The organism is Nocardioides sp., assembly GCF_036274455.1.
Taxonomy (GTDB): domain Bacteria; phylum Actinomycetota; class Actinomycetes; order Propionibacteriales; family Nocardioidaceae; genus Nocardioides.
Window position 1 is genome coordinate 1 of sequence record NZ_DASUFR010000214.1, and the last position, 13,283, is coordinate 13,283.

At 73.8% G+C, this 13,283-nt stretch carries 9 protein-coding genes; 8 read left to right on the top strand and 1 reads right to left on the bottom strand.

Features of this window, described 5'->3' with window-relative positions:
• Positions 1–136: 136 nt before the first annotated feature.
• Positions 137–733, bottom strand: coding sequence for a TetR/AcrR family transcriptional regulator (locus VFV89_RS20580; RefSeq protein WP_329707848.1), 597 nt, complete (start codon positions 731–733; stop codon positions 137–139).
• Between the two features lie 169 nt (positions 734–902).
• Here VFV89_RS20580 and VFV89_RS20585 point away from each other — a divergent pair, with 169 nt between their 5' ends.
• The 8 genes from VFV89_RS20585 to VFV89_RS20620 all read left to right on the top strand — a co-directional run bounded on the left by VFV89_RS20585 (position 903) and on the right by VFV89_RS20620 (position 12,939).
• Positions 903–2,288, top strand: coding sequence for an MFS transporter (locus VFV89_RS20585; RefSeq protein WP_329707849.1), 1,386 nt, complete (start codon positions 903–905; stop codon positions 2,286–2,288).
• 111 nt (positions 2,289–2,399) lie between these two features.
• The gene (locus VFV89_RS20590; RefSeq protein WP_329707850.1) at positions 2,400–2,897 is read left to right on the top strand and encodes a nuclear transport factor 2 family protein; all 498 of its coding nucleotides are present in this window, start codon (positions 2,400–2,402) and stop codon (positions 2,895–2,897) included.
• 40 nt (positions 2,898–2,937) lie between these two features.
• Positions 2,938–3,429, top strand: coding sequence for a PGPGW domain-containing protein (locus tag VFV89_RS20595; RefSeq protein ID WP_329707851.1), 492 nt, complete (start codon positions 2,938–2,940; stop codon positions 3,427–3,429).
• Between the two features lie 66 nt (positions 3,430–3,495).
• On the top strand, positions 3,496–6,774 hold the full coding sequence (gene recC, locus VFV89_RS20600) for an exodeoxyribonuclease V subunit gamma (protein ID WP_329707852.1): 3,279 nt from the start codon (positions 3,496–3,498) through the stop codon (positions 6,772–6,774).
• Positions 6,771–10,091, top strand: coding sequence for a UvrD-helicase domain-containing protein (locus VFV89_RS20605; RefSeq protein WP_329707853.1), 3,321 nt, complete (start codon positions 6,771–6,773; stop codon positions 10,089–10,091). The genes recC and VFV89_RS20605 overlap by 4 nt, the downstream gene beginning before the upstream one ends.
• The gene (gene recD / locus VFV89_RS20610; protein ID WP_329707854.1) at positions 10,088–11,872 is read left to right on the top strand and encodes an exodeoxyribonuclease V subunit alpha; all 1,785 of its coding nucleotides are present in this window, start codon (positions 10,088–10,090) and stop codon (positions 11,870–11,872) included. Before VFV89_RS20605 ends, recD begins: the two co-directional genes overlap by 4 nt.
• A gap of 26 nt (positions 11,873–11,898) precedes the next feature.
• Positions 11,899–12,288 (top strand): hypothetical protein, encoded by a 390-nt coding sequence (locus VFV89_RS20615; RefSeq protein ID WP_329707855.1) that lies wholly within the window; start codon positions 11,899–11,901, stop codon positions 12,286–12,288.
• 45 nt (positions 12,289–12,333) lie between these two features.
• Positions 12,334–12,939, top strand: a complete 606-nt coding sequence (locus VFV89_RS20620; RefSeq protein WP_329707856.1) for an ACT domain-containing protein — start codon at positions 12,334–12,336, stop codon at positions 12,937–12,939.
• Positions 12,940–13,283: the final 344 nt, after the last annotated feature.

The window sequence follows — 13,283 nt, forward strand, 5'->3', positions numbered from 1 at the left end:
GTCGCGAGCGTCACCAGTCGGGTGCGATGGCAAGGCGGCGGAGCGACGACGTGCTTGGCCGCCCATCGAGCGACGCCAACGCCGCCAGCGTGCCCGAATGGTGGCGCGCAGCAGGCGGGAATCGGTGGATCCAGGCTCAGCCGCGGAGCCCGTCGAACGCGATCGCGGTCACCGCGTCCGCCAGCTGCTCGACGTCGACCGGCCCGGACGGGCGGTACCACTCCACGAGCGAGTTCACCATCCCGAAGAGCAGCCGGCTGACCAGGTCCGGGTCGAGGTCCGCGCGCAGCGCGCCCTCCTCGGCCGCCCGGCCGACCAGGGCGGCCAGCCGGGTGTCGATCCGGCGCCGGCGCTCGAGCGCGGCCTTCTCGGTGTCGCTGTTGCCGTGCACGCGCAGGAGGAGCGTCACCGCCGGCTGGTGGTCGACGAGCACCTCGACGCTGCGCCGCACCAGCCCGCGCAGCCGGTCGTAGGCCGACCCGTCGGCCCGCGCCGCGGAGTCCACCGCGGCCTCCAGCTCGCCGAGCGCCTCGTCGAGCGCCTCGGACAGCAGATGCTGCTTGCTCGGCACGTGGTGGTAGACCGCGGACTTGGTGACGCCGAGCTCCTCGGCCACGTCGCCGATGCTCGTGGCGTCGTACCCCTTGCGGTTGAACAGGTCGATCGCGGCCCGCAGCACCGCGGCCTGGTCGTGCCCGGGTCGCCCCCGCTTCGGGACGGGCTGCTCGGTCACCCCGGAAGCCTCGCACGTCGGCGTCGGGCGAGGCGAACGTGCTCTCGAGCGGCACCTTCGACAGCACTTGCACCTCGCTCGACGGCGAACGGGGCGGGCGGACGTGTGACCACCGCCTCGTCGAAACTCGCTTGAGCTCAACCTCGCTTCAACTTCTACCGTTGAGCCCATGACCTTGACCGACAGCCCCGACGTCGCCGATGTCGCCGACGTGACGACACCGACGACGACAGCGCTGCTCTCGCCGCGCTACCGGTTCGCGACCGTCGGCATGGTCAGCCTGGTCTTCCTGGCGGCGTTCGAGGCTCTCGCGGTGACCACGATCATGCCGGCGGTCAGCGCGGACCTCGACGGTCGTGCGTGGTTCTCCGCCGCCTTCTCGGCGACGCTCGCGGCCAGCGTCGTCGGCATGGTCGCCGGCGGGCTGTGGTCGGACCGGAGAGGGCCGCGGCTGCCGTTGCTGGCCTCGGTCGCGGTGTTCGCGGCCGGGCTGCTGCTCGCCGGGCTGGCGCCGGGCATCGAGCTGTTCGTGGCGGCGCGGTTCCTCCAGGGGCTCGGGTCGGGGGCGATGACCGTCGCGCTGTACGTCGTGGTGGCGCGGATCTACGAGCCGGTCGACCACCCGAGGATCTTCGGCGCCTTCGCCGCCGCATGGGTGATCCCGTCTTTGATCGGCCCGACCATCGCCGGGGGAGTGAGCGAGACGGTCGGCTGGCGCTGGGTCTTCCTCGGTGTCGTCGCCCTTTCGGCGGCCGCCGTCGCGATGCTGCTGCCCGGGCTGCGCGAGCTCGTCGACAACCCCGAGCGGTCCGCGGTCGCCACCCGCGGCCGCCTGGCCCTGGCCGCCGTCGTCGCGGCCGCGGTGGTCGCGCTCGACCTGGCCGGCCGCGCCACCGGGCCGACCGGCCTGCTCGCCGCGCTGGTCGCGCTCGCCGTCGCGGTGCTCGCGGTCCGGCCGCTCCTACCGGCCGGCACGCTCGCCGTACGACGCGGCCTGCCCGCCGTCATCGCGCTGCGCGGTGGGGTCGCGGGGGCGTTCTTCGCCACCGAGATCTACCTGCCCTACCTGCTGCAGGAGCGCTACGACCTGTCCGCGTGGCTCTCCGGGGCGGCGCTGACCGTGGGCGCGCTGGGCTGGTCCGGGGCCTCGCAGGTGCAGGCCTCCCTCGGCGCCCGGCTCGACCACCTGGCCGCGCTGCGCATCGGCGCGATGCTGCTGCTCGGGGGTGTCGCGGTCGAGCTCGCCGCGACCGCGGTGGAGCTGTCGCCGTGGCTGATCGGCGGCGCTTGGGTGGTGGCCGGCGCGGGGATGGGGCTGCTGTACCCCCGGCTGTCCGTCGTCGTCCTGGCCGCCTCGGCCGAGCACGAGCAGGGTGGCAACAGCGCCGCGATGTCGATCGCCGACGCGGTCGGCGCGGCCACCGCGATCTCGCTGGCCGGCCTGGTCTTCACCGCGGTCGGCACCGCAGCCGACCTGGCGCCGTTCGTCGCGGCCATGACGCTGACGACCGCGGTGGCCCTCGCGGCGGTGGTGGTCTCGCGGCGTACCGCCTGACCCCGCTGCGGTAGTCCGTGACGAAATGGTGGTACGAACACCGTTCTCCACAGCCATTTCGTCACGGACTATCCCGGCCGGGACTAGAACACGTTCTGGTTTGATGGCCCGGTGACCGAGGGACGGTTCAGTGCGCAGGAGATCGAGGAGGCGTACGCCGAGCTCCACCGTCGCGTCCAGGGCTACGTCGACGCCGGCGACTGGAGCGGCTTCGCCGACAACTTCACCGAGGACGCGGAGTACGTCGAGCACGCCTTCGGCACCTTCCGCGGCCGTGAGGAGATCCGCGCGTGGTCGACGCACACCATGACGACGTTCCCGGGTGGGGTCATGACCGGCTTCCCACTGGCCTGGCAGGTCGTCGACGTAGCGACCTCCCGGCTGATCTGCGAGGTGCGCAACCTGATGCCCGACCCGGGCGACGGCACCCACCTCGAGGAGCCGAACATCACCATCGTCACCTATGCCGGCAACGGGCTGTTCTCCCGCGAGGAGGACGTCTACAACCCCATGCGGTTCGCGCGGATGGCGGTGCGCTGGGCCCGGATCGCCGAGAGGCACGGGCACCTCACCCACGAGGCCCGCGCGTACCTCGAGCAGTTCGGCTGACCTCCGCCACCGGGTTGCCCGCCTCTGGCAGGCTCGGGCCATGAAGGCGGCGGCCAAGCGGATCGGTCTCGAGATCGTCGGCTGGTTGCTGGTGGTCGCGGGCATCGCCGCGCTGATCCTGCCCGGACCGGGGCTCCTGATGATCGCCGGCGGGCTGATCATCCTGTCCCAGCAGTACGAGTGGGCCGAGCGCCGGGTCGAGCCGATCAAGCGCGAGGCGCTCAAGGGCGCCGCCAAGTCGGTCGAGACCTGGCCGCGGATCGTGGCGACCTCGACCATGATCGCGCTGATCGCGGCCGCTGGGGTGCTGTGGTTCATGGGCCCCGACACTCCCGGCTGGTGGCCGCTCTCGGACAGCCTGTGGCTGCCGGGCGGCAAGGCCACGGGCATCAGCCAGTTCCTCTCGGCCCTGATCGCCCTGGTGCTGCTGGTGTGGAGCTTCCGGAGGTACCACGGCAAGCCCGAGGCCATCGCCGAGGTGGTCGCCGCCGCGGCGGCCGACGACGACCGCGAGGGCTTCTGGGGTCAGTGAGGCGGCGGGGCGGCCCGGCGAGCCGACGCAACCGAAGCGTCGGTGCCGGCGCATAAGGTCGCGCTGATGACGCTGCACCTCCACCGCGCACCGCGGACCGACCTCCTTGCCGATGCCCTCGGCGAGCTCCTGTCGACGCCGCTGGGCGACCCGTTCGCGACCGAGCTCGTGCTCGTGCCCGCGCGGGGGGTGGAGCGGTGGCTGAGCCAGCGGCTCTCGCACCGGCTCGGCAGCTCGGACGACCGAGGTGACGGAGTCTGCGCAGGCGTCGAGTTCAGGTTCCCCCGCTCACTGATCGCCGAGCTCACCGGCACCCGCGACGATGACCCGTGGGCGCCGGACGCGCTCGCCTGGCCGCTCCTGCAGGTGCTCGACGAGTGTCTCGACGAGCCGTGGGCGGCCACGCTCGCGCTCCACCTCGGGCATCGCGACACCGGTGACGAGGCGGTGTTCCGCCGCGGGAGGAGGTACGCCGTCGCGCGCCGGCTGGCCGGCCTCTTCGCGTCGTACGCCGCGCAGCGGCCCGAGCTCCTCGTCGACTGGTCGGCCGGAGCCGCCACCGACGGCCTCGGCAACGATCTCGACGCCGACCTGGCGTGGCAGCCACCGCTGTGGCGGGCGCTGACCGGCGCCGTGGGGACCCCGGTCCCGGCCGAGCGCCACGCCGTCACGCTGGAGCGGCTCGCCGCCGGGCCGGCCGACCTGCCACCGAGGGTGTCGCTGTTCGGCCACACCCGCATGCCGGTCACCGAGATCGACCTCCTCTGCGCGCTGGCCGCCCACCACGACCTGCACCTGTGGCTCCCGCACCCGAGCGACGACCTCTGGCAGCGGCTCAGCGATCTCCGCGGCCCGACCCCGCGACACGACGACGACAGCCACCGTCGGGTCCGTCACCCATTGCTCGCCTCTCTCGGCCGCGACCAGCGCGAGCTCCAGCGCAGCCTGCTGGGCGTCGCCCCGGACGCCACCGACACCGAGGTCGCGACCAACCGGCTGCCCGCCACGCTGCTCGGCTGGCTCCAGGACGACCTCCGCGACGACGCCGTGCGCCCTGCCGGCCGCACCAAGCGGGGCGACGACCGCTCGGTCCAGGTGCACCGCTGCCACGGCCCCGCCCGCCAGGTCCAGGTGCTCCGCGAGGTGCTCCTCGGGCTGCTGGAGGACGACCCCACCCTGGAGCCCCGCGACATCCTCGTGATGTGCCCCGACATCGACAACTACGCGCCACTGATCTCCGCGTCGTTCGGGCTCGGTGACGTCGTCGAGGGCGGCCACCCGGCGCACCGGCTCCGGGTCCAGCTCGCCGACCGCGCGCTGTCCCAGACCAACCCGCTCCTCGGCGTTGCGGCCCAGCTCCTCGATCTGGCCGGCAGCCGTGCCACCGCCAGCCAGGTCCTCGACTTCGCCCAGACCCCGCCGGTGCGGCGCCGGTTCGGCTTCGTCGACGACGACCTCGACACGATGGCCGACTGGGTCCGCGAGTCCGGGGTGCGGTGGGGCTTCGACGCCGACCACCGTCAGCCCTTCGGCCTCCGCTACCTCCAGAACACCTGGCGGTTCGGCCTCGACCGAGTCCTCACCGGCGTCGCCCTGTCCGACGACTCCCGGGCCTGGCTCGGCACCGCCCTGCCGCTCGACGATGTCGGCAGCAACCGGGTCGAGCTGGCCGGCCGGTTCTCCGAGTACGTCGACCGGCTGGTCACCGCCACCGACCGGCTGACCGGCACCCGGCCGCTGGCCGAGTGGCTCGATGGGCTGGCCCGCGGGGTGGCGGAGCTGACCCGGGTCGACCGCAACGACCAGTGGCAGGTCGGCCAGGTCCAGCGCGAGCTGGCACGGGTGGCCGTCGACGCGGGAGAGCGCGGCGCGAGCCCGCTGCGGCTGACCGACGTCCGGGCGATGCTCGCCGACCACCTCGCCGGCCGCCCCACGCGCGCCAACTTCCGGGCCGGCAGCCTCACCGTCTGCACCATGGTCCCGATGCGGTCGGTCCCGCACCGCGTGGTCTGCCTGCTCGGCCTCGACGACGGCGTCTTCCCGCGCCAGCGGACCGTCGACGGCGACGACGTGCTGGCTCGCACGCCGGTCACCGGTGAGCGTGACGTCCGCTCCGAGGACCGCCAGCTCCTGCTCGACGCGATCGGGGCGGCCACCGAGACGCTGGTGGTCACCTACACCGGCGCCGACCCGCACAGCGGCCAGGACCGTCCCCCCGCCGTGCCGCTCGGCGAGCTCCTCGACGCCCTCGACCGCACCACCGAGGCGCCGGTCCGCGACGACATCGTGGTCAAGCACCCGCTGCAGGGCTTCGACCTGCGCAACGTCGAGCCTGGCCGGCTCGGCACGCCCGCACCGTTCACCTTCGACCCGCAGATGCTGAGGGCCGCGACGGTCGCCACCGGTCCGCGGCCCGCGCCGCCGCCGTTCCTGGGCCGGCCGCTGGCCGAGCCGGTCGCTCGCAGGGCCGACGACGAGCTCGCGCTGAGCGACCTGGTGACGTTCTTCCGCGACCCGGTCAAGGGGTTCTTCCGCGCCCTCGAGCTCACCCTCCCGTGGGACGTCGACGGCGTCAGTGACGCGATGCCCGTCGAGATCGACCAGCTCGACACCTGGGGGGTGGGGACGAGGATGCTCGAGGACATGATGCGCGGCATCCACCCGGACACCGCGCGCGAGATCGAGTGGCGCCGCGGCGCCCTCCCGCCGGGACAGCTCGGGTGGCGCAAGGCCACGGAGGTCCGCGAGATCGCGATGAACCTCGCCGTCGCCGCGCTCACCCACCGCCAGGTCGAGCCGAAGGCCTACGACGTCGACGTGGAGCTGCCCGGCGGCCGCCGGCTCACCGGCACCGTCACCCCGGTCTACGGCGACCGGCTGGTCGCCGTCGGCTACTCCCGGCTCGACGGCAAGCACCTGCTCGAGTCGTGGGTCCGGCTGCTGGCCCTGGCAGCCGGCCACCCCGACCACAACTGGACCGCGCTGACGGTCGGCCGCGCGCCCCGGGGCACCCAGGCTGCCCAGCGGCTCCTCGGCCCTCCCACCGACGAGCCGCTCGGCCTGCTGTCCGGCCTCGTCGACCTCTACGACGAAGGACGCCGGGCCCCGCTCCAGCTGCCGCTCAAGACGTCGTTCGCCTGGGCCTCGGCGGCCTTCATGGGTCAGGACCCCAAGCCCGAGGCGCTCAAGAAGTGGAGATCAAGCCGGTTCCCCGGTGAGGACGCCGACGCCGCCCACGTGCGCGTCTGGGGCGAGCACGCCGACCTCGCCGACCTCACCGAGCTGCCCGCCCTGGCGGAGCGGCTCTGGTTCCCGCTGCTGGCCAGCGAACGGGGGCCGATGTGACCACCACGACCACGACGGGCTCGTTCGACCTGCACGCCGCGCTCCCCACCGGGCCGACCACGACCGTGCTCGAGGCCAGCGCCGGCACCGGCAAGACCTACGCCCTCGCCGCGCTGGTCACCCGCTACGTCGCCGAGGGCCAGGCCCAGCTCGACGAGATGCTGCTCATCACCTTCAGCCGCGCGGCCAGCCAGGAGCTGCGCGAGCGGGTCCGCGACCAGCTGGTCAAGGCGGCCGAGGCGCTCGACGACCCGCGCAAGGCCGACGACGAGCTCCTCGAGCTGCTGGTCGCCGGCACCGACGCCGAGCGCGAGCAGCGCCGGCTGCGGCTGCGCGACGCCCTGGCCGGCTTCGATGCCGCCACGATCGCCACCACCCACCAGTTCTGCCAGCTGGTGCTCCGCTCGCTCGGCGTCGCCGGCGACACCGACGCCGGGGTCACCCTGGTCGAGAACCTCGACGACCTGGTCGCCGAGGTCGTCGACGACCTCTACCTCCAGCGGTTCGGCGACGTGAAGGGCGACCCGGAGCTGACCCGGGCCCAGGCGCTCGAGCTCGCCCACGAGGTGGTCGGCAACCCACGCACCCGGCTCACGCCCGTCGACCCACCGCCCGACAGCACGGCCGGCGTACGCCGTGCCTTCGCCGACGAGGTGTCCCGCGAGCTGGAGCGGCGCAAGCGGCTGCTCGGCGTCCTGGGCTTCGACGACCTGCTGTCCCGGCTCGCCGTCGCCCTCGAGGCCGACGACGCACCCGCTCGCGACCGGATGCGGCGGCGCTGGTCGATCGTCATGGTCGACGAGTTCCAGGACACCGACCCGGTCCAGTGGGAGGTCATCGAGCGGGCGTTCGTCGGTCAGGTGACGCTGGTGCTGATCGGCGACCCCAAGCAGGCCATCTACGCCTTCCGCGGTGGCGACGTGGTGACCTACCTCCGCGCCCGCGAGCGCGCCGACGCGCTGCTCACGCTCGACACCAACTACCGCAGCGACGCGCCGCTCGTGCGGCGGCTGCTCCGCGTCCTCGACGGTGCCGCGCTCGGCCACGAGGACATCGTGGTGCGGCCCGTCGACGCCCACCGTACGCAGCACCGGCTGGCCGGCGCGCCGTGCAACGACCCGTTCCGGCTCCGCGTCGTCTCGCGGGAGTCGTTCCGGATGCGCGGCACCCGCACGATCCCGATGGACGACCTGCGGCCCTTCATCGCCCGCGACCTCGCCGCCGACGTCAAGGCGCTGCTCGCCTCCGACGCCACCTACGACGACCGGCCGATCCGGGCCCGCGACGTCGCGGTCATCGTCGAGAGCCACCGCGACGCGCGCGCCTGTCGCGACGCACTGGCCGCGGCCGGCGTGCCCGCCGTCTACACCGGCGACACCGACGTCTTCGCCTCCCAGGCCGCCGCCGACTGGCAGTGCCTGCTCGAGGCGTTCGAGCAGCCGGGCCGGGCCGGCCTCGTGCGCGCCGCCGCCGCGACCATGTTCTTCGGCCGGACCGCCACCGAGCTCGCCACCGACCCCGAGCTCACCGACGACGTCTCCGACACGCTGCGCCGGTGGGCCGACTACGTCCGGGCCCGCGGGATCGCGGCCGTCCTCGAGGCGGCCTACGTCGCCGGGATGGCCGAGCGTGTGCTGGCCTGGCGCGGCGGCGAGCGCCACCTGACCGACGTCGAGCACCTCACCCAGCTGCTGCACGAGACCGCGCACCGCGACGGGCTCGGGCTCCCGGCAATGCTCCAGTGGCTGCGCGCCCAGCGCCAGGAGCGCGCGGGGGCTGCGGAGCGCAACCGGCGCCTCGACAGTGACGCGGCGGCGGTGCAGATCATGACCGTCTGGGTGAGCAAGGGGCTGCAGTACCCGCTCGTCTACCTGCCCTTCGCGTTCAACCGGAACGTCCGGATGGGCGAGGCGGTCCTCTACCACGAGCCCGACGGGACCAGGTGCCTCGACATCGGCGGCTCGTCCGGGGCCGGGTACGCCGCCGTGACCGCCAAGGGCCGCGCCGAGATGGCCGGCGACGACATCCGGCTGACCTACGTCGCACTGACCCGGGCGCAGTCGCAGGTGGTGACCTGGTGGGCGCCGTCGTGGGACGAGGTCAACGGCGGGCTGTCCCGGCTGCTGCGCGGCCGGGTGCTCGGCCAGGCCGCGGTGCCCGACTCGCTCCCGGCGAAGGTCGACGACGCGAGCGCGCTCGACCACTTCCGCAAGTGGGAGGCGGCCGGCGGTCCGCACCTCGAGCCGGCCGCGCCGGCCACCGACGTGCCCGAACCCCCGCTGCCGAAGGCCCCACGCGGTCTCGGCGTGCGGGCCTTCGACCGGCCGATCGACGTCGACTGGCGCCGTACGTCCTACTCCGCCCTGATCCGGGCGGCCGACGAGGCCGGCGGGGTGACCTCCGAGCCCGAGCTGTCCGCGCGTGACGACGAGCTGGCCGACGAGCTGGCCGACGAGACCGAGGTGGCTCCGGAGCCGGTGGCCGACTCGCCCGCGACGCTGCCCTCGCCGATGGCGGCGCTGCCGTCGGGAGCGGCGTTCGGCTCGCTCGTGCACGGCGTTCTGGAGGTCGCGGATCCCTCGGCTCCCGACCTCGAGGCCGAGCTGCTCCGCCATGTCCAGGAGCAGCGGGTGTGGTGGCCGGTCGACACCCCGGCCGAGGAGCTCGCGGCGGCGCTGGTGCCGCTCCACCAGACCTCGCTCGGCCCGCTGGCCGGCGGGCTGACACTCGGCGAGCTGGGCCTCTCCGACCGGCTGTGCGAGCTCGACTTCGAGATCCCGCTCGCCGGTGGCGACGTCACCCGCGGGGTGGACGTCACGCTCGACGACGTCGGCGCCCTCCTGGCCCAGCACCTCGGCGCGGACGACCCGCTGCGCCCCTACGCCGACCGGCTCCGCACCCCCGGGCTGGGCAGCCAGTCGCTGCGCGGCTACCTCTCCGGGTCCATCGACGTGGTGCTGCGCGTGCCCGGGCCGCGCTACGTCGTGGTCGACTACAAGACCAACTGGCTGGGCCCGGCCGACCAGCCGCTCACGGCCGCGGCCTACTCGCGGGAGCGGCTGGTCGAGGCGATGCTCCACTCCGACTACCCTCTCCAGGCGCTCCTCTACGTCGTGGTCGCCCATCGCTACCTGCGCTGGCGCCAGCCCGGCTACGACCCGGCCCAGCACCTCGCCGGCGTGCTCTACCTCTACGTGCGCGGGATGTGCGGACCGGACACACCCGAGGAGGACGGCCACCCGGCCGGCGTCTTCTCGTGGCAGCCCCCGGTCCCCCTCGTGATCGCGCTGTCCGACCTGCTGGACGGTGTCTCATGACGCTGCTCACCCTCGAGTTCGACGACCCCCACGACCCGCGGCTGGCGATCACGGCCGACGGGCTGCTGCGGCGCTTCAACGAGGCCGGGGTGCTCGACGCCTCGGACGTCCACGTGGCGCAGCGGTTGTGCCAGCTGGCGGCCGAGGACGACGAGCTGGTCGCGCTGGCGGTGGCGTTCGTGGTGCGCGCGGTCCGCGGTGGCTCGGTCTGCGTCGACCTGGCCACGGTCCCCGCCGACGAGGTCGACGCGCCCTGGCCCAACCCCGCGTCGTGGTCCGCCGCGGTGGCTGGCAGCCCACTGGTCACGTCGGATCCGCCGGTGCTCCACCTGCTCGAGCAGGACGGGGTGCGGCTGCTCTACCTCGACCGCTACTGGCGCGAGGAGGAGCAGGTCCACACCGACCTGGTCGACCGGCCCTCCGGCACCACCCGGCCGGACGAAGCCTGGCTCGCGGCGGCGCTCGACCGGGTCTTCCCGACGGACGGCTACGACGAGCAGCGCGCGGCCGCACGGGTCGCGCTGACCCACGCGACCACCGTGCTCACCGGCGGCCCCGGCACCGGCAAGACCACGACTGTCGCCGCGCTGCTGGCACTCTGCGCCGAGCAGGCCGAGCTCGCCGGCGACCCGCCCGTCCGCATCGCGCTGGCGGCGCCGACCGGCAAGGCCGCGGCCCGACTCCAGCAGGCGGTGGAGGGCGAGGTGGCCGGGCTGCCCGGTTCCGACCGTGATCGTCTGTCCGGCGTACGCGCGGTGACCCTGCACCGGCTCCTGGGCGCGCGGCCGGACACCTCCTCGAGGTTCCGGCACCACCGCGACAACCGGCTGCCCCACGACGTCGTCGTGGTCGACGAGACCTCGATGGTGTCGCTGACGATGATGGCCCGGTTGCTGGAGGCGGTGCGGCCCGGCAGCCGGCTGATCCTGGTCGGCGACCCGTTCCAGCTCGCGTCGGTCGAGGCCGGCGCGGTGCTCGCCGACCTGGTCGACACCGTTGAGCGCAAGACCCGCGTCGGCGTGGCCTCGCTGAAGACCTCGCACCGGTTCGGGGCGTCGATCGGTGCCCTGGCCGAGGCGGTGCGGGCGGGTGACGCCGACCGTGCGGTCGACCTGCTCGAGGCCGGCGACGACCACGTCGAGCTGGTCCACGTCGACGACCCCGGGCGCCGGGTGCGCGAGCTGCTCCTCCCGCAGGCCCTCGGCGTGCTCCGGGCGGCCGAGGCGGGCGACGCCGACCTTGCCCTCGAGCGGCTGGACCGGCAGCGGCTGCTCTGTGCCCACCGCGAGGGCCCCTACGGCGTGCGCCACTGGAACGCCCAGGTCGAGCGCTGGCTCGCCGAGGAGACGGGTGAGCCCATCTACGCGACCTGGTACGCCGGCCGCCCGCTCCTGGTCACCGCCAACGACTACGGGCTCGGCGTCTACAACGGCGACGTCGGCGTGGCCGTGCGGCCCCCCGCGGGCGCGCGGGGGCGGGCGCTGCGTGCCGCCGTCGCCGGCAGCGCCGGGCGGCTCGACGTGGCCACCAGCCGCCTCGGCGACGTGGAGACCATGCACGCGCTGACCATCCACAAGAGCCAGGGGTCCCAGGCCGACGAGGTCGTCGTCATCCTCCCCCCGCCGGAGTCGCGGCTGCTCACCCGTGAGCTCTTCTACACCGCCGTCACCCGCGCCCGCGAGCGCGTCGTGGTGGTCGGCTCGCCGGACGACGTACGCGCCGCGATCGACCGCCGGGCCTTGCGCGCGACCGGGCTCCGCCAGCGGCTCGCCGGCGCCTGACGGCCACTGACGTGTGAGACTGGGGCATGGCGTTCGCCGTGGTGCGCGGTATCGACCTGCTGCCCGTCGCCGCAGCAGGCGTCGCGGGCGCGATGATCGCGGTCTACCGCAGCGTGATCGAGTCCCAGGGGGACGAGTCACCCCTGTGGTGGGTGCAGGCCGTCCTGCTCGTCGGTGCGCTGCTGGCCCTGGCCGGAGCGCCCACGGCCAACCCGAGGCGGGTGCCCGTGCTGGTGGCGGCGACCGGTCTGCTCGGTGTGCTCGGTCTGCTCGCGATCCTCTCCATCGGCTTCCCGATCCTGCTCGCCGCCGGGCTGACCTTCTTCGCGGCCCTGCGCGGCAGCACCGCTCCCGGAAGTCGCCGGCCGCACGCTCGCACTGAGCTCGGATCGTGGCTTGGGTCGTCCGACCCCTGACCCTCCCGAAACCTGTGCGTCACAGCCATCACCTAGGGTCGAGAGATGCCGTTCCTGCTGCGAGTGGAGCTGCCCGATGTGCCGGGGTCGCTGGGTCGCGTGGCGACCGCGATCGGTGAGGCGGGCGGCGACATCGAGGCGATCGAGATCGTCGAGAAGCGCGACGGTCTGGCCGTCGACGACGTCCTCCTGGAGATGAACGAGGGCGCCATGCCCGACTCGGTGGTCTCCGCGTGCAACACGCTGGACGGGGTCCGGGTCATGTGGATCAGCCGGTACGCCGCGGGCGGCAACATCTTCCTCGACCTCGAGGTGGTCGAGGAGCTCACCGCCGACCCGGACAAGGCGCTGGACCAGGTGGTCGACCTGCTGCCGGTGGCCTTCCGCTCCGACTGGGCGATGCGGATCCACCGCAGCAAGGGCGTGGTCCGCCGCACCGACGCGGCCCCGGAGGGCCTGCCGTTCGTCGACATCGAGCAGGCCGCGCGCCTCGAGGTCGACGGCGACGACGTCAACCTCTACGCAGGCGCCCGCATCGACGGCAACAACGTCGTGGTCATCGGCCGCCGCGGCGGCCCGGAGTTCGTCGAGTCCGAGCTGGCCCGGCTCAACCACCTGGTCAGCCTCGCGGCGTCCCTGGCTCGGCCATAGGGCTGGCCGGTCGTGGATGGGGTCCCCGGATATCAGGCTCTCCTGACGCTTCCGTGGGTGGGTGGCTGCCCACGCCGGGCAGCGGTGACCTTTCAACCGGTCTGAGCCGCCCAGGGTTCACCGACCACCGGCGTCTCGTCGTGTCCCGCCGACATGCCGAGGTGGCGGTGGGTGGTCAACCACCCTGGGCCAGGCTGCGGTTGATTGCTCACCGCTGTCCTGGCCCGCGCATGGCAGGGGCGCCGAGGGCGATCCTTGACGGCAAGAGGCGATCAGGAGTGGGCGCGGGCATCCACCAGCCCCATCGGCGGGTTTGCGGAGGGAAGTCGGCACCTGGTGCCGGG